The organism is Brevibacillus sp. BC25 (genome assembly GCF_000282075.1).
GTDB lineage: Bacteria > Bacillota > Bacilli > Brevibacillales > Brevibacillaceae > Brevibacillus.
Map to the genome: position 1 here is coordinate 15,240 of NZ_AKIX01000044.1, position 19,409 is coordinate 34,648.

A 19,409-nucleotide genomic window follows, 5' to 3' on the forward strand; every position below is an offset into this window, starting at 1 on the left:
TCATTAAATGACCAATCGTATCCACAAAAAGATAAATAAGATACGGAAAGAGGGACATTGTGAATGGAGGCATGGAAAGAATGGATGTGTTAAACCGATATGAAAAACGAGTGTATTCCCAAAATGGAGAAGACGGCATCATTGAAGAAATATTTTCGCGAATCGGAACTACGAATCGCTATTGTGTAGAATTCGGAGTTGGAGATGGCTCGGAATGTATGTTAAAAAATCTCGTCACGCAGCATGGATGGGGCGGATTGGCGATGGAAGCCGACCTAAACAGTTGCAACAAAATGTCTGACGATTATGCTGCCTATCCACAGCTCATCATTAAGAATGAGTTGATCACGAGAGAAAATATTGCTGGGTTATTCGAAAAAAATGGTGTCCAAAAAGAATTTGATCTGCTCTCTATCGACATTGACGGCAATGACTACTGGGTTTGGCAAGCTCTTTCTGCTTACACCCCGCGACTTGTCGTTATTGAGTACAATGCGGCTTTTCCGCCTCCACAAAAAATGGTGATCGTGTATCAGCCTGATTTTAAATGGGGTGGCAATACCTACTACGGTGCCAGCTTGAGTTCCTTGGCCATTTTAGGAACCAGCTTGGGATATGCCTTGGTGGGAACAGATTCAAAGGGCGTCAACGCTTTTTTTGTAAGACGCGACTTGCTTCTTCAATCCGGTTTTCCTGAACGAACACCAGAACAAGCTTATCATCCTCCTCGTTACGGAACAGTCGCGGGCGGACATCCTCCTCAATCCGGTCCGTACTTGGATATCTAGTCCATACTAGAATCTGATCAGCTGCAAGATAGCCTGTTTCAAGGTGAAAAGCTTTTCTTGGCTATCCTGCTTACTCGTTCCTTTCACTCCCATATAAATTTTAATTTTGGGCTCCGTGCCTGATGGTCTGACACAAAACCACGAATGATCATGGAAAAAGTATTTGATCGTATCCGAGGCAGGCAAGGTGAGCGGTGTGGATGTACGTGTTTGACAATCTGTGCGGATCCCGCTGCCATAATCTTCGATGGCTATGATGGGGTGGGAGGCGATTAGGGAAGGTGGCTGATTGCGCAGGGAAGACATCGTTGCCGATATTTTTTGCATGCCATCTCCTCCTTTGCACGTGAAAGAAATCAGCTCTTCCGCATAATGACCGTAACGGTTGAATAAGTCATTCAGTGTGTCATCGAGGCTTTTGTGCTGAGATTTGTAATACGCGCACATGTCAGCAAGCAGCAAAGCAGTTTGTACGGCATCCTTATCCCGGACAAAATCGCCGATTAAGTATCCGTAGCTTTCTTCGTAACCAAATTGGAAGACATACGCTCCACTCTTTTCGTAGGCTTCGATTTTTTCGCCAATATATTTGAAGCCTGTCAAAGTGTCTTCTGTAGATACACCGAAGTCTGACGCGATGGCCCTGCCCATTTCAGACGTGACGATTGTTTTTAAGACAATGCCGTTAGAGGGGAGCCCCCCCTTTTTTTGTTTGGTATCCAGCAGGTAATGAAGAAGCAAGGCTCCCAATTGATTCCCTGTCAGGACGCTGTAGTCTCCTGCCTGATTTTTGACGAGCACACCGAGGCGATCTCCATCAGGGTCCGTCCCCATGATCACGTCGGCATCCACTTGTTTGGCGTATGAAATCGCTAATCGAAAGGCATCAGGCTCTTCGGGATTAGGCGAGGCTACGGTCGAAAAGTTAGGATCGGGGACAGCTTGCTCTTCCACGACACTCACTTGTGTATACCCAAACAAGTTCAATCCGCGTGTGATCGAGTCATGCGTTGTACCGTGCAGGGGAGTAAAGACGATCTTCACTTGCTTTCGGATCGCAGGAGATAAGTCTGGATGGACGCGCAATTGCTTTACTTTTTCCAAATACGCATGCAAGAGAGAATCGTCAATGTAGTGGAGAAGTCCATTTTTGTACAGCTCTTGTTCATCGGCTGGGGTGATTTCGAGTTCATTTCCGGCTGCGACGATCTGTTCCATCAGTTGTTCGGCTGTTGCGAGCGTAATTTGCCCCCCATCAGCACTATAAATTTTGTAGCCGTTATATTCCGGCGGATTGTGGCTTGCTGTAATGACAATGCCCGCACACGCACAATAGTGGCGCACGGCAAAGGAAAGCAGAGGGGTAGGAGTCAGCTGTTTGAATATACATGTAGTAATCCCGTACTGACCGAGAACCTTGGCAGTTTCCTTGGCAAACAACTGTGAGTGTTTCCGTGAATCATAGGCAATGACGACTTTTTTGACGGCTAGATCCGGGTATGTTTCGAGCAAATAAAGAGCCAGCCCTGCGCTTGCTTTGCGAATCGTGTATAGGTTGATGCGGTTTATTCCCGGCTCCATGACCCCGCGCATGCCTCCGGTTCCAAATGCAATCGGAGCAGAGAAGCAATCCGCAAGCAGCTTTTCATCAGCGTGCATGGCGGTTAACTGCTGACGAAGCTCTGGATCGAGGGATTCACACTCGTTCCAGCGTGTGTAGTGTGCGTGCCAGTTTGCATTCATGTAGAGTTCACTCCCGCGTGTAGAGTACGACATCATTTACTAGGGTATTAACAGAATGGTAAGTGAGTGAGTGGATCTGATTAAGACTGGAGGATGTGAGTCTAACATGAAGGTGGATTGGCTGATTGTCGGAGCTGGATTCACGGGTGCTACACTCGCAGAGCGGATTGCCAATGAGCTTGATCAGAAAGTGTTGGTGGTTGAGGGGCGCAATCATATCGGAGGAAATGCCTATGATTGTTACGACGAGCAGGGGGTACTGATTCACAAATACGGTTCGCACACCTTTCATACGAATTCCAAGCTGGTCTGGGACTATTTGTCGCGTTTTACCAAGTGGAGGCCGTACTTTCATGAGGTGCGTGCCTATGTCGATGGCATAAAAATACCGTTGCCTTTCAATCTAAATGCATTGTCCGCTTTGTTTTCCCCGCAATATGCGCAGAAACTGGAGAGCTTACTGATCCGTCAATATGGATTCGGGGCGAAGATTCCGATTCTGAAGCTTCGAGATAGTGCACATGAAGAGCTTGGTTTTTTGGCCGAATTCATTTATCAAAAAGTATTTCATCGGTATACGATCAAGCAATGGGATTTGAAGCCGGAGGAGCTGGATCAATCTGTTTCCGCAAGAGTTCCTGTGTATGTCAGCAGGGACAACCGGTATTTTCAAGACACGTATCAAGGAATTCCGCTGCATGGCTTTACGGCAATGTTTCATCGCATGCTCGACCATCCGAATATAAAGGTGCTCCTCAATACGGACTATCAAGAAATCGCGGATGAAATTAGGTATAAACGAATGATCTACACAGGCCCGATCGATACCTTCTTTGGCTATAAGCATGGACGGTTGCCTTATCGAAGCCTGCGCTTTCATTTTGAAACGCATCAAAAGGCATGGTACCAAGAAGTGGGGACTGTCAATTATCCCAATGAGTATGATTTCACCAGAATCCTCGAACAAAAGCACCTTACAGGTCAAGTCGTTCCTCACACAACGATATCCTTTGTATATCCACAGCCGTATTCACCTGGCGAAAACGAGCCTTATTATCCAATTCCTCGCAAGGAAAATAGCGAACGGTACAGCCTCTATAAACAAGAAGCGGAGCAAATACGCGATCAAGTACTTTTTGCGGGCAGACTCGCGGACTACCAGTACTACAACATGGATCAAGCAGTGGCACGGGCATTGACCTTGTTTAAGCAGATTGTCGCAAAATAGTTAGGAAAGCTTTTCTTTCGGAATGAGCTCGTTCACATAGATCCAGCCCTCGGGTGTGTACACAAAAACAGGCTCGTACTCGTCGCCCCACAGTTTCAAGATTTTCGTAAGGATATACTTTCTTGCTTTTGTCCATTGCGGCCAGTTTTTTGTGTGGGAATTGTTGCTCTCGTGAATCAAATAATGATAGAGGTTCGCATCGACCCAGTGAATATCACCTGTTCCGATCAATTTTAATAACATGTACTTGTCATGAGAAAACCTTCCCTGCATCGGATCATCACATTCAAATCCACCGACATCACGAACCGCTTGTGTCCGATAAAAACGAGGCCAAACCATCGGAGCTTCCAGGTAATCATACTTATCTTCATAGATCGGAGGCCGCATGATTTCAGACAGTTCTCGCGTATCACCAACTTCCTTCCAAAAAACGGTGTTGGAGAACACGACGTTCGTGGTTTCGGGCTGGCGTTCCATTTCATACAACAAAATTTCTAAGGTCTTTTTGTCGAACCAGTCATCCGAGTCAAGTGAGACGAAGTAGGGCGTGTCAATTCGTTCAAGAGCAGCTGCCATTGTTTTGCCGATCCCCGAATTTTCAGGGAGTAGCACGTAGTGAATGCGTGGATCATCGAGGTACTTTTCTACGATGGCATGTGTGTGGTCAGTAGAGGCATCATCTACAATGAGGAGCTTCCATTCCTTGTGTGTTTGGTTCAACACACTTGCGATGGCTGTGGGAAGATACTTTTCCCGATTATAGGTTGGGATCACGACAGTAATGAGCGACATGGCGGTCGAAACACCTCTTTTGGTCATTTTCAAACGAGCTTAGAAACACACGTAAGCAGGAAGAAAGAGGGTGCGTACCATTTTTGGAATCGGGAAATGCAAGCTGCTCGTCACGTGTAGCAATGTAAATGGAGGACTGTATGTTCTGGATGTAAAGGAAGAGAATTTTCAGCTCACGAAATTGCTGACGAACAATTGCAGGGGAATTGCGAGATGGGGAGAGAAGCGTACATTGTCGAAACAAGGACGAACTCAATCGGGATATCCTTCACATAAATGATCTGTGGATTCATGAGAATCAACAGAGGGGCCGTCTGGGGTCGTGCTGGAGTACTGCCTGGAGAAAGGACAAATCACTCATATCCATGATCAAAAATTGAGTAAGCCGCATACCGTGACTCTGGGCGAGGATGGATTGTACTGCTGCAATTCCTTGGAATTCGAAGTAAAAAAAGACAAGGAGGCTATCTTCCGGTGTAATGGTTTTACCAGAGGGATGGAGATATCCAGTGATGTGCTATTTATTGGTCAAAGTGTTACTAAGAAAATAACGGTTGCCCATGAAAAAGATGTGCGACATCATCTGAATGTCTCATTGGATAGCGGAATCCATGTTTTTGATCGAGTCAACAAAGTAAGCATGATGATTCCACTCCCTGACTCCCAGCCTTATTGCTTGTTAATGGTAGATAAGAAAGAAAACAAGATTCGTTCCACGCATTCATCGACGCCAAGCTGATGGGTGGGAATGATCAGTCCGGTAAGCCAAATCACACCGCTTTTTTGTGGACCAGGCATCCAATGATCTGTCACCTGCCTACCTCCTCCTTGATCAATGACAACGGTTTGCTTTCATTAGTTTATTACGGACTTCTATTCTTGACCCTCACCCTTAACAACTGAACGTATGAACATGGTCCGGCATAAGCTTAAGAGATGCTTAAGGGAACTTACCGGAATGAACATTACGGCACAGCCTGAAGAAGGGGAGTAGAAGTGGATGAAAACAGCTTTCCTCACAGGAATCACAGGTCAGGACGGCGCTTACCTGGCAAAATTTTTGCTAGAGAAGGGGTACCATGTTGTGGGACTGGTGCCACGCCGTAGCACGGTGGACAGGTGGCGGTTGGAGTATTTGAACATCGCAGATCACGTCGAGTACAAGGAAGGTGATCTATTGGATGTGTCGTCGTTGACGCGTGCACTGAAGGCATGCAAACCAAAGGAATTGTACCATTTAGGAGCGCAGAGCTTTGTTGGCTCTTCGTGGGAGCAGCCCATTTTGACCGCGCAAGTCACCGGACTGGGTGTCCTTCATGTTCTGGAGGCGATACGGGAGACAGACCCGGCCATCAAAATGTATCAGGCTTCATCAAGTGAGCTGTACGGTTTAATCCAGGAGCCACAGCAATCGGAACAAACGACTTTTTACCCAAGAAGCCCATATGCAGTCTCCAAGCTGTTTGGCTACTGGATGACCAAAAATTATCGGGAAAGCTTTCAGATGTTTAGCACTAACGGCATTTTATTCAATCATGAATCACCTTTGCGTGGGCTGGAATTTGTTACGAGGAAAGTGACACATGCTGTCGCAAGAATTGCCTCGAACAAGCAAAAGGAGCTGCGGTTGGGAAATATTCAGGCGAAGCGGGATTGGGGCTTTGCTGGCGATTTCGTGGAAGCGATGTGGCTGATGCTCCAGCAGGATAAGCCGGATGACTATGTCATTGCGACAGGAAAAACTTCGACAGTGGAAGAGATGTGCAAAATCGCCTTCGATTATGTTGGGTTGAACTACCTGGATTACGTCGTGATCGACCCGGAATTGTACCGGCCAGCAGAAGTGGACATTTTGTTGGGCAATCCGGAAAAAGCCAAAAGAGAGCTCGGCTGGACACCGAAAACGAGGCTGGAAGAGCTCATTCACATGATGGTTGAAGCGGATATGCAACGCGTTGCCAAACAATAAGAGGAAGGCTATTCAGGACACCCTATTTCCGATTGCGGGATGAAAAGGGGTGTTTTTCTTTTGTTTGATCAAAAAGGTAGCTTAATTATCTAAAGGGGCAACCTATTAGTGTTTATGGGGTGGCTTATTTATCGTGCGGATTGTTATTTTTGTCCCGCTACTTATGAGTAAAATAGCAGAAAATTCAATATTGACTGTTAAGTCATTTCGTTGGCACGCTAATTGCTTACTGTAGAAAAGTACAATCATTCTACTATTGAACACTCAAAGGAGACTTGCTATGAACGTCGTTGCCAACGTATACCGGGGAGAACAGGTAGAGAGCTCACATCTCGGACATATCGCAGTCGTTGATTCGCAGGGGACATTGCTCTATTCGTACGGTGATCCCCATCGCCTTACATATGCACGCTCCAGTATGAAGCCGTTGCAGACAATTCCGGTAATCGAGACGGGTACGGCAGATCGGTATGGTTTTGAGCCAGCTGATCTTTCGCTCTGTTGCGCTTCTCATAGTGGAGAGCCACGCCATCGCACGCGAGCGCTCTCTATGCTTGCGCGAGCAGGTCAGCCAGAAACGGCATTGCAATGCGGGACACATGTGCCACGTCATGAGGAGAGCTACAAACAGCTGATCCGGGAGGGCAAGCCGCTTACACCCGTATTCTCGAATTGCTCCGGTAAGCACTCCGGAATGATTGCCACCGCGACACATATGGGGGAGGACGTGACTACCTATCATTTGCCTACGCATCCAGTGCAACAGCGGATTCTCGAAGTAGTCGAGGACATAACAGGGTATTCCAAAGACAAAATCAACCTCGGAACAGATGGATGTGGGGTTCCCGTCCATCAATTACCACTCGCTCATTACGCGTGGGCATTCGCCAAGCTGGCGAGACCAGAGGTGATCGAGAATCCAGAGCGACGAAAAGCCGTTCAGCGAATTACGGATGCCATGATTGCTCATCCCGAAATGGTCGGAGGCGAGAATCGATATTGCACAGACCTCATGTCAGCCTTTGGCGGTCGTATCGTAGGGAAGGCGGGCGCAGAGTCTGTGTATTGCCTGGGCGATAGAGAAACAGGATTGGGCATTGCCATCAAAATCGAGGATGGAGGACCACGGGCGATCAACCCGGTCGTCAATGAAGTGCTTCGTCAACTGGGAATCGGCTTGGACGGTCCTTTGGATACGCTCGCCGAATATACCAACCCGCCCATTACAAACATGAGTGGTAACGTTGTTGGACGGATCGAAACTTCCTTCCGTCTAGCCAAGACAGATTTTTCTTTACGTGTATAAATGGCATTTCCAGCAGTGCCGTTTATTCATAAAGCAACAAAGGCTCATTGTTGTTTAAAAAAGAAAAGGGGGTCACATGCAATGAACATGCGAAAAGGATGGAAGCTGCTTAGTACCGCTGCACTTGTCACTGTTCTTGCCATTACAGGTTGTAGCCAGTCGGCAACGCCTACACAGCCAGCAGGGGGAGGGACAGCAGGTCAATCGTCCACAGATACAGATGGACAAGCAAATGTCGCTGCAAAACTAAAGCTCAACCTGAAGACCGAGCCACCTTCCCTCGATCCGCCAAAGGGCTTTGACAGTACTTCCAACGAAGTCTTGAATGCCACAATGGAAGGCTTGGTCCGACTGGACAAGGATCATAAGCCGCAAGCAGCCATGGCCGAGAAATGGGCAGTGAGTGAGGATGGGAAAACATATACCTTTACACTGCGCGATAGCAAATGGTCGAATGGTGAACCAGTGACAGCGCAGGATTTCGAGTTTGCGTTTAAGCGCATTGTCGATCCGAACAATGCATTCCCGTCTGCTTTCCTCGCCTATTACATCGATGGAGCAGAAGCGTTCAACAAAGGAACAGGAAATGCAGACGGCGTACAGGTAAAAGCCGTAGACGAGAAGACGTTTGAGGTAAAGCTGAAGGCGCCAACAGGTTACTTCCTCCACATTCTGACGCAGCCGACCTTCTTCCCGGTGAATAAAAAAGTCGTGGAGAGCAATCTGAAATGGGCGGAAGGCGCTGAAAGCATCGTGACGAATGGACCGTTCAAAATGGAAGATTGGGTTCATGACCAATCAGTGAAGCTCGTGAAAAACGAGGGCTACTGGGACCGTGATTCGATCAAATATGCGGGAATCGAGTTTGTCATGGTCAACGACGAAAATACGCAATTCCAAATGTACAAAACAGGTCAGCTCGACATGATCCAGACTGTTCCCAACGATATGAAGAAACAGTTGATTGATTCTGGAGAAGCAAAGGTAGAGACGGAAGCGTCCATCTACTACTACCGGATGAACACCACAATGCCTCCATTTACTAACGCCAACATTCGGAAAGCATTTGCGCTGGCCATCGATCGCAAGACTTTGATCGACAATGTCGTGCAAGGGAAACAAACCCCTGCTATGGCACACGTGCCATTGGGCTTCCCGGAGCCAGACGGAGCGGATTTCCGCACAAAGGGCGGGGATTTCTTCAAGGATAACGATGTAGAGCAAGCAAAAGCACTGCTGAAAAAAGGGATGGAAGAAGAAGGTTGGACAACCCTCCCGCCTGTCAGCATGACGTATAACACCAGTGATGCGCACAAGGCCATCGCGCAAGTTTTGCAGGAAATGTACAAGAAAAATCTCGGGGTAGATGTGAAGCTGGAAAACAAAGAGTGGAAAGTATTCCTGGCTGAACAGCGTGCCCGCACTCTACAATTCTCCCGCTCGACGATCCCTGCCGACTACGGAGACCCGGTCAATTACCTTGAGCTGTTCGTGACTGACCATCCTGGAAACCGTGTCAACTACAGCAACAAAGAGTATGACGCACTGGTCGAGAAGATTCGCAACACTGCCGACGAAACAGAGCGCTTCAAGCTCATGCATGACGCAGAGAAAATTTTCATGGATGATATGCCGCTCGTACCTATCTATTTCGGGACAAAAGTGTTTATGGAGCAACCAAACATAAAAGGCATCATTCGCCATCCAGTCGGCACGATTGACTACAAATGGGTAGAAATCGGCAATAAATAATAAGTAAAATAAGTGAAGACAAGAGCGAATATTCGAAACGTTCTTGTCTTCACTTTACATCTTGGAGCGGCTGATATGGACAAAAAATCGATCATATTTATTGCGAGAATGGATGAGTTTCTACAGTCCGTCGTTAGTCAATATCATGAATTGGGAATCGGCGATGATATCCATGTCGAGGCGATGCGAGTCGACCAGCTTCCGCTACGCCCGATCACGCCTGGTGCCCTCGTCATTGTATCTACCAAAAGCATCGTCCCACTTGTACAACCATATGTGCCGAAAGAATCCAGCATCATCATTGCCAAGCGAATGCTGCCGTACCATAACTTGCGCGGCATGCTGGAAATCCCGAAAGGCGTGAAAGTACTTCTCGTCAGTGACACCAAGGAGACTGCTGAAGAAAATGTGGAATTGCTGCGTGCCTCAGGGATGGATTTTGAACTATATCCTTATTATCCAGGTGCTGACTATCCCCCTGACATCGAGATTGCGGTAACGCCAGGAGAAGCAGAGCATGTCCCGACGCATATTCGCAAAGTTGTCGATATCGGGTATCGGATCATCGATTTATCTACGTGGCTTGCCATCTACTCTCATTTTAAATACGGCAATTTTCAAAAGGTGACCGCACGCGCCATGCAATCGTTGGTCGATATCACCAAAGAGCTGAACAACGAGATTCAGCATGCGCATCTGTTGAGCAAATATTTGGAGGCCATCGTCAATCGGATCGAGGACGCGGTGATTGCCATGGATGAAAAAGAAAACATCCGTTTTGTCAATCAGAAAGCAATCGATACGTTGCAGATGGAAGGGAATGAAGTCGTCGGTGAACGGGCGTCTATTTGCTTGCCTGCGAATTTTTATCAGTTGATCCGGCAGTGTGAAGAGAACAAGGATGTTTTGGTAGATTGGGCGAACAAAACCTACTTTTTCCGCAAAATGCACATCGTCATGGAAGGAAGCTTTCTCGGGAGTCTGCTTTTGTTTCGCCAGGCTGCTGAAATTGAAAAGCTGGAGCATGATTATCGCATGCGCCTTTACAGCAAAGGATTGGTAGCCAAATACCAATTTGATGATTTCTATGGGGAGAGCGTGCCTGTACAAAAAGTCATTCAGATTGCCCGCAAAATCGCAAGAAGCAACTCCACTGTGCTGTTGCTGGGAGAAACAGGGACAGGGAAGGAATTGCTCGCCCAGGCTATCCACAATGCTTCGCCACGTCGAAGAGAGCCGTTTGTTGGGGTCAACTTCGCTGCCATATCGGAATCTCTTTTGGAAAGCGAGCTGTTCGGCTATGAAGAAGGAGCTTTTACCGGTGCGCGTAAAGGTGGGCATATCGGCTGGTTTGAATTGGCCCACAAAGGAACCATATTTCTTGATGAGATCGGAGATGCCAGCGCGGCTATTCAAAACCGACTGCTGCGTGTATTACAAGAACGCCAGATTATGCGCGTAGGCGGCAGCAAGATCATCCCGACAGATATTCGCGTCATCGCAGCAACGAATCAAGATTTGCAGCGGATGATTACGGAAGGTGCCTTCCGTGCTGATTTGTATTATCGCCTGAATATCTTGCCGATTCATTTGCCGCCGCTACGAAACAGACGGGAGGATATCCCGTGGTTAGCTCATCAATTTATGAAGAAATACTCCTATGATTTGCGCCGCCCACCGTTTACGTTGACCAATGAAGCCATGCGGGCGCTCCATGAGTACGATTGGCCTGGAAATATTCGCGAGCTCGAAAATGTGATCGAGTATTTAGCACACGTTGTAGAGGATGAAGCGTATCCGTATCATTTGCCCTTTCTGCGGGAAATACCGGAAGCGCCGTTGCCTGTAGATGGTCTAAACAACGAATGTGAAAGCATCGTCACTGAATATAAAAAACGAGGATTTCTGGATGAAATCACCGCTATTTTGCAGGAGCTGGGGCAAGGAAGCGGTGGACGCTATACGCTACTTGCGCAGTTGCAAGAAAGAGGTCACTCGGTTACGTTGCAACAGCTGCGCTATCGCCTGAAGCTTATGCAGCAGGATGAGCTGATTCAAGTGGGAAAAGGAAGACAAGGGAGTCAGATTTCCTCGAAAGGTGAATCGTTTCTTGCCTATCTACATCGGATGAAAGCAGGGGAACGCATATGAGCGATTACTGGAGACAGCTAGCGCTTCTGCAAAGAGAGCAGTACCTGGATGATTTGAAATCCTTTCTTTCCATTAACAGTATCGAAGACATGACGACGGCAAAAGAAGGAAAGCCATTTGGCGAAGGTGTTGCCGCGGCACTTGAAGCAATGCTCGCACGCGGTGAGCTGGATGGCTTCCAGACCAAAAACCTGGCTGGTTACGCAGGGACAATCGAGCTCGGCGACGGGGAAGAAGAGATCGGTGTGCTCGTGCATATCGATGTTGTTACTGTGGGAGAAGGTTGGACGACCCTGCCTTTTGAACCGAGCATTCGCGACGGTCGAATCTATGCGCGGGGAGCGATTGACGACAAAGGCCCAGCACTGGCTGCTTACTATGCGTTGAAGCTGGTCAAGGATTCAGGCTTGCCACTGACCAAACGCGTGCGAATGATCATCGGAACAGATGAAGAGAGCGGATGGTTGTGCATGAAGCATTTTGCCCAGCATGATCGTATACCGCCGATTGGCTTTTCACCTGACTCCTCCTTCCCGATGACACATGCTGAAAAGGGACAAATCAACCCGACATTGACGATTCCAGCGAAGGGACCAATCGAACGAAATGGAGCATGGCAGCTAGCGTCATTTGTCTCCGGTGATCAAGGCAACAGTGTTCCCGAAAAAGCAGTCGCTCTTGTACGACTGGACTCCCTGGCACGGCAGGAGGTCGTCCTTTCTCGATTGGCGGAAGAGTGGGAAATGTTTCTGAATGAAAACCACACAACTGGTCGTATGGAACTGGTAGGGCTGGGACAATTGCAATTCACGCTCGCAGGAAAGCCGGCTCATGGGATGGCACCATTCCAAGGCGTAAATGCAGGAACCTTGTTGGCTACTTTTTTGCGATTGTATCCGTTTGGTGGCTCCTGTTCGTCCTTTCTTACGATGTTGGCTGATGTCCTGCATGAAGATTATTTTGCTCACCATCTATATATGGCTTGCGAGGATGAAGTGTCAGGAAAGCTGACGGTCAACGCGGGGATTTTGCGTTACGATTCCAGCGAAGGGGGGACAGTTCGGCTCAATATACGCTATCCGGCGACTGTCTCCTGCGAGGAATACGTTGAGAAATTGAAGCAAAGGACTGCAGAGCTGGGCTGGACGATTTCCGCTTTGCGGACATCCAAGTCGCATTATGTACCCAAAGATCATCCTGTGATCCAAACCTTGTCGCGCGTGTACGAGGAGCACACGGGAGAACCAGCGACCCTTCTTTCCTCAGGAGGAGCTACCTACGCCAAAATCATGCCGTATGGTGTTGCTTTCGGCCCGCTCTTTCCAGGCAAGGAATCAATGGCCCATCTGACTGATGAATATGCCGAGATTGACGACCTGCTGCGTGCCATGGCGATATACGCGCATGCCATTTACGAGCTGGCTAAGTAAACGAGGAGGACTTCTATGTCAAACTATCTGGTAAAACGTGTTTTGATGATGTTCGTCACCCTGTGGATTATCGTGACGCTGACGTTTGCCTTGATGCATGCCATTCCGGGGAATCCGTTTGCATCCGAGTCGGATCAGCTGCCAGAGCAAATTCTCAATAATTTACGCGCCAAATACAACTTGGACGAGCCGTTGCCTGTTCAATATGTTTTGTATCTGAAAAATCTGTTAATGCTCGACTTGGGCCCATCCATCAAATCAGACTCTCGTGGAGTCAATGACATGATTTCCGATGGCTTTGCTGCATCTGCGTGGTTGGGTGTGCAAGCGATCGGGATCGCACTCCTTTTCGGAATATCATTGGGTATCATCGCAGCGCTCAATCGCAACAAATGGCTGGACTACGTTGCCATGGCGCTTGCTGTATTGGGGGTAGCGATCCCGAGCTTCATTATGGCACCGCTTTTGATCAATTTTTTCGCGATCAAGCTGCCGCTCTTTCCCGTTGCGACATGGGGTACCTGGATGCATACGATACTTCCGTCACTGGCGCTCGCCTTTGGTCCGGTTGCGGTCATTACCCGCTACATGCGTGCCAGTATGATTGAAGTCATGAACCAGAACTACATTCGAACAGCAGAGGCAAAGGGGATTCCCATGTTTGTCATCGTCGTCAGACATGGAATTCGCAATGCGATACTGCCTGTGGTCACCTTTCTCGGACCTTTGATTGCCAGTTTGATAACGGGTACCTTTGTCGTGGAGAAAATCTTTGCGATTCCCGGCATTGGCAAGTATTTCGTAGACGGCATATTCAACCGTGACTATCCGGTCATTTTGGGTACCACTATTTTTTACAGTGCGATTCTGATTTTTACCATTTTCCTGATTGATATCGCATACACCCTGATTGACCCGCGGATCAAGCTGACCAACAAGGAGAGATAAACTGTGGTGATGGAGCACAAAGTGGACCCGTTATTTCGCCCGTTGGCGAAAAATACGCAGGCAAATGTCATTGCACGACCCAGTCTCAGCAATGGGCAGCAGGTCATTCGGAAACTGCTAAAAAACAAGCTGGCTATGCTCGGCCTTTTCATTATTCTCGCTTTGGTTGGCATGGCGATCATTGGACCGAACCTCGTGCCGTATAGTTATTCCGACCAGAGCTTGCTGACCAAAAATCAGGAAATCTCCGCAGAGCATTGGTTCGGTACGGATGAGCTGGGACGAGACATGTTTGCCCGTACGTGGTATGGGGCGAGGATTTCTTTGACGATTGGCATTGTCGCGGCATTAATCGACCTGGTCATCGGAGTGACAGTCGGGGGAATTGCAGGCTATATGGCAGGACGAGGCAAACGAGGGGATCGCATCGATACGATCATCATGCGCATTATCGAGGTTTTGTATGGGCTGCCGTATTTGCTGGTCGTCATTTTGCTCATGGTCGTGATGGAGCCAGGAATGCTGACGATTATTATTGCTCTGTCTGCTACTGGTTGGGTCGGCATGGCGCGGTTGGTGCGCGGACAAATCCTGCAATTGAAAAATCAAGAGTTCATTCTGGCTGCCCAAGTACTGGGAGCGAAGTTTTCACGAATTTTGCTAAAGCATCTGATTCCCAACACATTTGGCGTCATTATCGTCAATTTGACCTTTACGATTCCATCGGCGATTTTTGCGGAATCTTTTCTCAGCTTTCTTGGACTTGGTGTACAAGCTCCCGTCGCCAGTTGGGGGACGATGACAAACGATGGCTTGGGCGTTATTTTGACGGGTGATTGGTGGCGACTGTTTTTCCCAGCATTGATGATCTCGCTGACGATGTTCGCCTTCAACGTATTCGGCGACGGTTTGCAGGATGCGCTTGATCCGCGTCTACGCGATTAGAGACGACAGGGGGAATGAGGATGAATCAGCATTTGCTGACAATCGATAACTTGCGGGTGAATTTCAAGACGTATGGTGGCGAGGTACAAGCCGTGCGGGGAGTGTCCTTTTACGTGGACAAGGGGGAGACAGTTGCCATCGTTGGAGAGAGTGGATGTGGCAAGAGTGTTACGGCTCAAGCGATTATGGGATTGATCCCTAATCCACCTGGAAAAATCGTCGGGGGAAAGGTTGTATTTGAAGGAGCCCAAATCAGTCATCTGCCCAAGAAAGAACTACTGGGTATTCGCGGAACGCAGATCGGTATGGTGTTTCAAGACCCGATGACAGCGCTCAATCCGACGATGAAGGTAGGTACACAAATCGTAGAGGGGTTCGTTCGCAGTCACCAAGTATCGAGAGAGGAAGCACGAAAGAGAGCGATAGAGATGCTTTCACTCGTAGGAATTCCCGATCCGGAAAAGCGAATCGATCAGTACCCGCACCAATTCAGCGGAGGGATGCGTCAGCGTGTGGTCATTGCGATTGCTCTTGCTTGCCAACCCAAGCTGGTGATTGCTGATGAGCCGACGACAGCACTGGATGTGACGATTCAGGCGCAAATTTTGGATTTGCTCAGGCGACTGCAAGAAGAACAGGAGTTATCGGTCGTGATTATTACGCATGATTTGGGAGTCGTAGCCGAGATCGCTCATCGCATGGTTGTCATGTATGCGGGGATGGTAGTTGAGACAGGGACGGTTGAGGACGTTTTTGCGAATCCTCGTCACCCGTATACATGGGGACTGATGCGCTCCCTCCCTCGTCTGGATGAAGGCGAAAAGCAACGGCTGATTCCCATCGAAGGCAGCCCTCCAGATTTGTTCAATCCGCCAGTCGGCTGTCCGTTTGCTGCCCGCTGTGATTTTGCGATGGAGATATGCGAACAGCAGATGCCCGTGACGAGCGAATTCGGGCGTGGACATCAGGCAGCTTGCTGGCTCCACGATCCACGGGCACCGCGAATAGAGGAGCTGGTGGCAGCAGGGAGGCAGGGAGTATGACAGAAGCGTTGCTTGATGTTCGCGATTTGAAGAAGTATTTTTCGTTTGGAACGGGATTTGATTTGAAAGCAGTCGATGGTGTTTCGTTTACGATCAACAAAGGGGAGACATTCGGTCTGGTCGGCGAAAGTGGCTGCGGGAAGTCTACGCTAGGTCGGACCATTATTCGCCTGTATGACCATACAGATGGCGAAGTGTTGTACAAAGGGAAGAATGTTCATCAGCTTCGGGGAAAAGAAGCGGGGCAGTTCAATCGGGATGCCCAGATGATTTTCCAGGACCCGCAAGCAAGTCTGAACCCGCGTATGACCGTGGAGGATATCATTGCAGAGGGCTTGGACATTCACCATTTGAATCGAGGAATGAGACAAGAGCGTGTGGCGGAACTCCTCCATCTAGTTGGCTTGCATAAGGATCATGCGCAGCGTTTTCCGCATGAATTCAGTGGGGGACAGCGACAACGGATCGGAATCGCGCGGGCGTTGGCAGTAGAACCGGAATTTATCATTGCCGATGAGCCGATCTCCGCACTCGACGTCTCGATTCAAGCGCAAGTCGTCAATTTATTGGAGGACTTGCAGCATGATCGCGGATTGACCTATTTGTTCATCGCGCATGATCTGTCCATGGTCAAACATATTTCCAACCGGATTGGCGTCATGTATTTGGGAAAAATGGTTGAGCTTGCATCGAGCTATGAGCTGTACGCTCGTCCGTTGCACCCCTATACGCAGGCTTTGCTTTCTTCTGTGCCAGTGCCTGACCCGACGGTGAAGCGAGAGCGTATCGTTTTGCAGGGAGATTTGCCGAGTCCAGCCAACAAGCCGAGTGGTTGCGGTTTTCGCACACGCTGCCCACTCGTACAACCTCGTTGTGCGGAAGAAGTGCCGAGGTGGCAGGAGGCGCAACCTGGACATTGGGTGGCATGTCATTTGATAGAGTCGTAAGAGTAGAAGAAGGGCTGTTCCCAATCGGTGGGACAGCCCATTCTTGTGCAATTATAAATAGTAGAAACAGGTAAGAACAATCGAGAAAACGATCAAGCTGGTGCCAGACGTGAGCAGCAGTGACGTCCCGGTTTGTACGAAGAGCTCCTTTTTTTCCGCGAAGGCTGGATCGTTTGCCTGAACGATATCACTGTCCAACATGCGCGGCTTGCGAAAGAACATCCCTTTTAGCTGTTTGAATCCACGCAGAAAAATAGTGAAAAATCCAGAGCGGGTAACGACGGCAATACTCCCAACGATCAATAGGAAAAGACCGATTAAAAAGCTCTGGTTAATCAATGGTACCAACATACCAGCTTGAATGGTAATTCCTAAAATCACACTGCTAATCACAGAGAGAGCAAGTAGTAGAATGAGCCATTTTTTCAACGAAGAAGCACGTCCTTTTTATAGTGTGGGTGCAATGCGCTCTGCTTCCCGCAAAAAAGCTTGAACGGCAGGTGAGGCTTCACGAAGCGAGCGTACAGCCAAGCCGATTTGCCGTGAGAGAGGCGGCGTGATTTCTATGACAGCGACATCGGGTAATTGCGTTGGTAGAGTCATTGCCGGAACGACTGTCACCCCAACACCGCTTTCTACCATGGCCAGTATCGTTGTATTGTCGGCGATTTCATAGGAAACATTCGGCGTAAGTCCAGCCTTGGCAAACTCCGCGCCAATTAACAAGTGACAACCCGCCATGGGCATGAGAAACGATTCGTGGGCTAAGTGCTCCAAGGTAAGAGAGCGCTCTTTTGCCAGAGGATGATTGGCTGGAACGACAGCATGCAGGGCGTCTGTCGTTAGTAGGATTCCCTCTAGCTCTTCATCGGGCCACACATGAAAACCGACATCGACAACCCCTGAGCGAACCCACTCTTTTATTTCTTGATAGCTTCCTTCATATAGCTTTGTTTGCATATACGGATAGTGACTCTGCATCGCCTTTAGCAATTTTGGCAGGAGCTCGGAGGTTACGCTGGGAAAAGAAGCAATCCGGAGCGTTGCTTCCAAATGCTCGTTTGATTCGGCAGCCACCTGTTTAATCAGCGAGACGTTCTCCAAGATAGTCCGGGCAGAGGCGACGATTTTTTCGCCAGCTGTGGTCAGCTTAACACCGCTGCGATTTCGAATGAACAAGGAAATGCCAAGTTCCTTCTCCAGTGCGCCGATGGTATGACTCACTCCCGACTGGCTCAATCCGATTTGTTCTCCCGCTCGCGTGAAATTGCCAGCGTTCGTGACAGCCACAAGGACTTCCATTTGAAACAAAGTCATGGAGCTCCTCCTCCTATCATGAAGTTTTTATCATGGTTGGTATGCGAAAGCTTCATTTTACAGCGCGGTTGCATCACTTTAAGATGAAAAGCAAGAGAAGCATTCGTTTAACAAAAGGAGAGAAACAACCATGAATCATGTGAGCGTATACCATGTGGACGCCTTTACGAGAGAGCCGTTTGCAGGCAATCCTGCAGGTGTCATCCCGGAAGCAGGTACTTTGACTTTACAACAAATGCAGAAAATTGCCAATGAGTTGAATCTTCCTGAGTCTGCCTTTTTGATGCCGTCCGATCATCCAGAAGCAGATTTTCGTATTCGCTACTTTTCTCCTTCGCTTGAGATCGATTTCTGCGGCCATGCGACAGTCGGTTCTGCTTGGCTATTGGCAACAGAGCGCGGATGGTTGGAAAAGGGTAGCCGTATCGTGTTTGAGACAAACGTCGGGTTGATTCCTGTTCAATTGGTGATGGAGGATGGTCAGTTACAGCGAGTGGAAATGACCCAAATCAAGCCTTCTGTGAAGGAGATTGATTTAGACAGAGAAAAGGTAGCGAAGCTCGTGGGCGTAACACCGGCTGATTTGGACGATCGCTATCCGATGAAGCTCGCTTCCACTGGCAATAGGCATCTACTCATTCCAGTCCGCACCCGTCAGGCAATCGATGCAGCGCAGCCATTGTTCTCGTCGCTAGCAGAAATGAACAGGGAACATGGCATCACAACCACCCATTTGTTTACGTGGGATGCGCCTGAAGGCTATGACTTGTATACAAGGGATTTTGCGCCTGCGATCGGGATTGCGGAAGATCCCGTAACCGGTGCTGCAAACGGGGCACTTGCTGGCTACCTAGCATTGGAAGAAAGGCTGCCTGCTGGGAAAGTGACTCAGCTTGTCGTAGGGCAAGGACATGCGATTGGTCGACCAGGAAAGCTGTATGTAACCGTTGATCGATCTGGAGAGGAGCCTGTTATTCGTGTAGCAGGTGAGGCGCATTTGACGATTGCGGGGCAAATGAGGGGATAAATAAGGAAAAAAGAAAGGCG

At 48.7% G+C, this 19,409-nt stretch carries 18 protein-coding genes; 13 read left to right on the forward strand and 5 right to left on the reverse strand.

Annotated elements, in window-relative coordinates:
* Nucleotides 1-80 precede the first annotated feature (80 nt).
* Nucleotides 81-788: a hypothetical protein gene (locus tag PMI05_RS13225; RefSeq protein WP_007722148.1), complete on the forward strand. Its 708-nt coding sequence runs from the start codon at nt 81-83 to the stop codon at nt 786-788.
* 6 nt (nt 789-794) lie between these two features.
* On the opposite strand, the gene PMI05_RS13230 is transcribed toward PMI05_RS13225, so the two are convergent.
* Entirely contained in the window at nt 795-2,531 is a 1,737-nt protein-coding gene (locus tag PMI05_RS13230; protein WP_007722150.1) for a phospho-sugar mutase, read from the reverse strand.
* A 106-nt stretch (nt 2,532-2,637) separates the two neighbouring features.
* On the opposite strand from PMI05_RS13230, the gene glf reads away from it, so the two are divergent.
* A complete protein-coding gene (gene glf, locus PMI05_RS13235) occupies nt 2,638-3,759 on the forward strand; it encodes a UDP-galactopyranose mutase (RefSeq protein WP_007722152.1) in 1,122 nt (373 codons plus the stop codon).
* Here the strand turns inward: glf and PMI05_RS13240 are convergent, their stop codons facing one another.
* Entirely contained in the window at nt 3,760-4,554 is a 795-nt protein-coding gene (locus tag PMI05_RS13240; RefSeq protein WP_007722153.1) for a glycosyltransferase family 2 protein, read from the reverse strand. It lies immediately after the preceding gene.
* A gap of 70 nt (nt 4,555-4,624) precedes the next feature.
* On the opposite strand from PMI05_RS13240, the gene PMI05_RS13245 reads away from it, so the two are divergent.
* Nucleotides 4,625-4,834 (forward strand): hypothetical protein, encoded by a 210-nt coding sequence (locus PMI05_RS13245; protein WP_007722154.1) that lies wholly within the window; start codon nt 4,625-4,627, stop codon nt 4,832-4,834.
* 389 nt (nt 4,835-5,223) lie between these two features.
* Here the strand turns inward: PMI05_RS13245 and PMI05_RS30710 are convergent, their stop codons facing one another.
* Complete coding sequence (locus PMI05_RS30710; RefSeq protein ID WP_007722162.1) at nt 5,224-5,367, reverse strand: hypothetical protein; 144 nt, start codon at nt 5,365-5,367, stop codon at nt 5,224-5,226.
* Nucleotides 5,368-5,554: 187 nt separating this feature from the next.
* On the opposite strand from PMI05_RS30710, the gene PMI05_RS13255 reads away from it, so the two are divergent.
* From PMI05_RS13255 to PMI05_RS13295, 9 genes are all read left to right on the forward strand, one after another.
* Nucleotides 5,555-6,523 carry a GDP-mannose 4,6-dehydratase gene (locus tag PMI05_RS13255; protein ID WP_007722164.1) on the forward strand — a complete coding sequence of 323 codons (969 nt, stop codon included), beginning with the start codon at nt 5,555-5,557 and terminating at the stop codon, nt 6,521-6,523.
* A 280-nt stretch (nt 6,524-6,803) separates the two neighbouring features.
* The gene (locus tag PMI05_RS13260; RefSeq protein ID WP_007722165.1) at nt 6,804-7,829 is read left to right on the forward strand and encodes an asparaginase; all 1,026 of its coding nucleotides are present in this window, start codon (nt 6,804-6,806) and stop codon (nt 7,827-7,829) included.
* A gap of 81 nt (nt 7,830-7,910) precedes the next feature.
* On the forward strand, nt 7,911-9,581 hold the full coding sequence (locus PMI05_RS13265; RefSeq protein ID WP_007722167.1) for a peptide ABC transporter substrate-binding protein: 1,671 nt from the start codon (nt 7,911-7,913) through the stop codon (nt 9,579-9,581).
* A 75-nt stretch (nt 9,582-9,656) separates the two neighbouring features.
* A complete protein-coding gene (locus PMI05_RS13270; RefSeq protein WP_007722177.1) occupies nt 9,657-11,732 on the forward strand; it encodes a sigma-54-dependent Fis family transcriptional regulator in 2,076 nt (691 codons plus the stop codon).
* A complete protein-coding gene (gene pepV / locus PMI05_RS13275) occupies nt 11,729-13,162 on the forward strand; it encodes a dipeptidase PepV (RefSeq protein ID WP_007722179.1) in 1,434 nt (477 codons plus the stop codon). The genes PMI05_RS13270 and pepV overlap by 4 nt, the downstream gene beginning before the upstream one ends.
* 15 nt (nt 13,163-13,177) lie before the next feature.
* Nucleotides 13,178-14,110, forward strand: a complete 933-nt coding sequence (locus PMI05_RS13280) for an ABC transporter permease (protein ID WP_007722181.1) — start codon at nt 13,178-13,180, stop codon at nt 14,108-14,110.
* Nucleotides 14,111-14,119: 9 nt separating this feature from the next.
* Nucleotides 14,120-15,055, forward strand: a complete 936-nt coding sequence (locus PMI05_RS13285) for an ABC transporter permease (RefSeq protein ID WP_039960745.1) — start codon at nt 14,120-14,122, stop codon at nt 15,053-15,055.
* A 20-nt stretch (nt 15,056-15,075) separates the two neighbouring features.
* On the forward strand, nt 15,076-16,098 hold the full coding sequence (locus PMI05_RS13290) for an ABC transporter ATP-binding protein (protein ID WP_007722185.1): 1,023 nt from the start codon (nt 15,076-15,078) through the stop codon (nt 16,096-16,098).
* Complete coding sequence (locus tag PMI05_RS13295; RefSeq protein ID WP_007722187.1) at nt 16,095-17,045, forward strand: ABC transporter ATP-binding protein; 951 nt, start codon at nt 16,095-16,097, stop codon at nt 17,043-17,045. Before PMI05_RS13290 ends, PMI05_RS13295 begins: the two co-directional genes overlap by 4 nt.
* 51 nt (nt 17,046-17,096) lie before the next feature.
* Here the strand turns inward: PMI05_RS13295 and PMI05_RS13300 are convergent, their stop codons facing one another.
* Together PMI05_RS13300 and PMI05_RS13305 are read right to left on the reverse strand one after the other, a co-directional pair.
* Nucleotides 17,097-17,474 (reverse strand): DUF3899 domain-containing protein, encoded by a 378-nt coding sequence (locus PMI05_RS13300; RefSeq protein WP_007722189.1) that lies wholly within the window; start codon nt 17,472-17,474, stop codon nt 17,097-17,099.
* 18 nt (nt 17,475-17,492) lie between these two features.
* Complete coding sequence (locus PMI05_RS13305) at nt 17,493-18,362, reverse strand: LysR family transcriptional regulator (protein ID WP_007722190.1); 870 nt, start codon at nt 18,360-18,362, stop codon at nt 17,493-17,495.
* A gap of 130 nt (nt 18,363-18,492) precedes the next feature.
* On the opposite strand from PMI05_RS13305, the gene PMI05_RS13310 reads away from it, so the two are divergent.
* Nucleotides 18,493-19,389 carry a PhzF family phenazine biosynthesis protein gene (locus PMI05_RS13310; RefSeq protein WP_007722191.1) on the forward strand — a complete coding sequence of 299 codons (897 nt, stop codon included), beginning with the start codon at nt 18,493-18,495 and terminating at the stop codon, nt 19,387-19,389.
* The last annotated feature ends 20 nt before the right edge of the window (nt 19,390-19,409 follow it).

Coding starts and splice junctions, on each gene's coding strand:
- PMI05_RS13280 (WP_007722181.1), top strand. CDS start 13,178: ATGTCAAACTATCTGGTAAAACGTGTTTTGATGATGTTCGTCACCCTG.
- PMI05_RS13285 (WP_039960745.1), top strand. CDS start 14,120: ATGGAGCACAAAGTGGACCCGTTATTTCGCCCGTTGGCGAAAAATACG.
- PMI05_RS13225 (WP_007722148.1), top strand. CDS start 81: ATGGATGTGTTAAACCGATATGAAAAACGAGTGTATTCCCAAAATGGA.
- PMI05_RS13295 (WP_007722187.1), top strand. CDS start 16,095: ATGACAGAAGCGTTGCTTGATGTTCGCGATTTGAAGAAGTATTTTTCG.
- pepV (WP_007722179.1), top strand. CDS start 11,729: ATGAGCGATTACTGGAGACAGCTAGCGCTTCTGCAAAGAGAGCAGTAC.
- PMI05_RS13230 (WP_007722150.1), bottom strand. CDS start 2,531: ATGAATGCAAACTGGCACGCACACTACACACGCTGGAACGAGTGTGAA.
- PMI05_RS13240 (WP_007722153.1), bottom strand. CDS start 4,554: ATGTCGCTCATTACTGTCGTGATCCCAACCTATAATCGGGAAAAGTAT.
- PMI05_RS13255 (WP_007722164.1), top strand. CDS start 5,555: ATGAAAACAGCTTTCCTCACAGGAATCACAGGTCAGGACGGCGCTTAC.
- PMI05_RS13260 (WP_007722165.1), top strand. CDS start 6,804: ATGAACGTCGTTGCCAACGTATACCGGGGAGAACAGGTAGAGAGCTCA.
- glf (WP_007722152.1), top strand. CDS start 2,638: ATGAAGGTGGATTGGCTGATTGTCGGAGCTGGATTCACGGGTGCTACA.
- PMI05_RS13290 (WP_007722185.1), top strand. CDS start 15,076: ATGAATCAGCATTTGCTGACAATCGATAACTTGCGGGTGAATTTCAAG.
- PMI05_RS13310 (WP_007722191.1), top strand. CDS start 18,493: ATGAATCATGTGAGCGTATACCATGTGGACGCCTTTACGAGAGAGCCG.
- PMI05_RS13305 (WP_007722190.1), bottom strand. CDS start 18,362: ATGACTTTGTTTCAAATGGAAGTCCTTGTGGCTGTCACGAACGCTGGC.
- PMI05_RS13265 (WP_007722167.1), top strand. CDS start 7,911: ATGAACATGCGAAAAGGATGGAAGCTGCTTAGTACCGCTGCACTTGTC.
- PMI05_RS13270 (WP_007722177.1), top strand. CDS start 9,657: ATGGACAAAAAATCGATCATATTTATTGCGAGAATGGATGAGTTTCTA.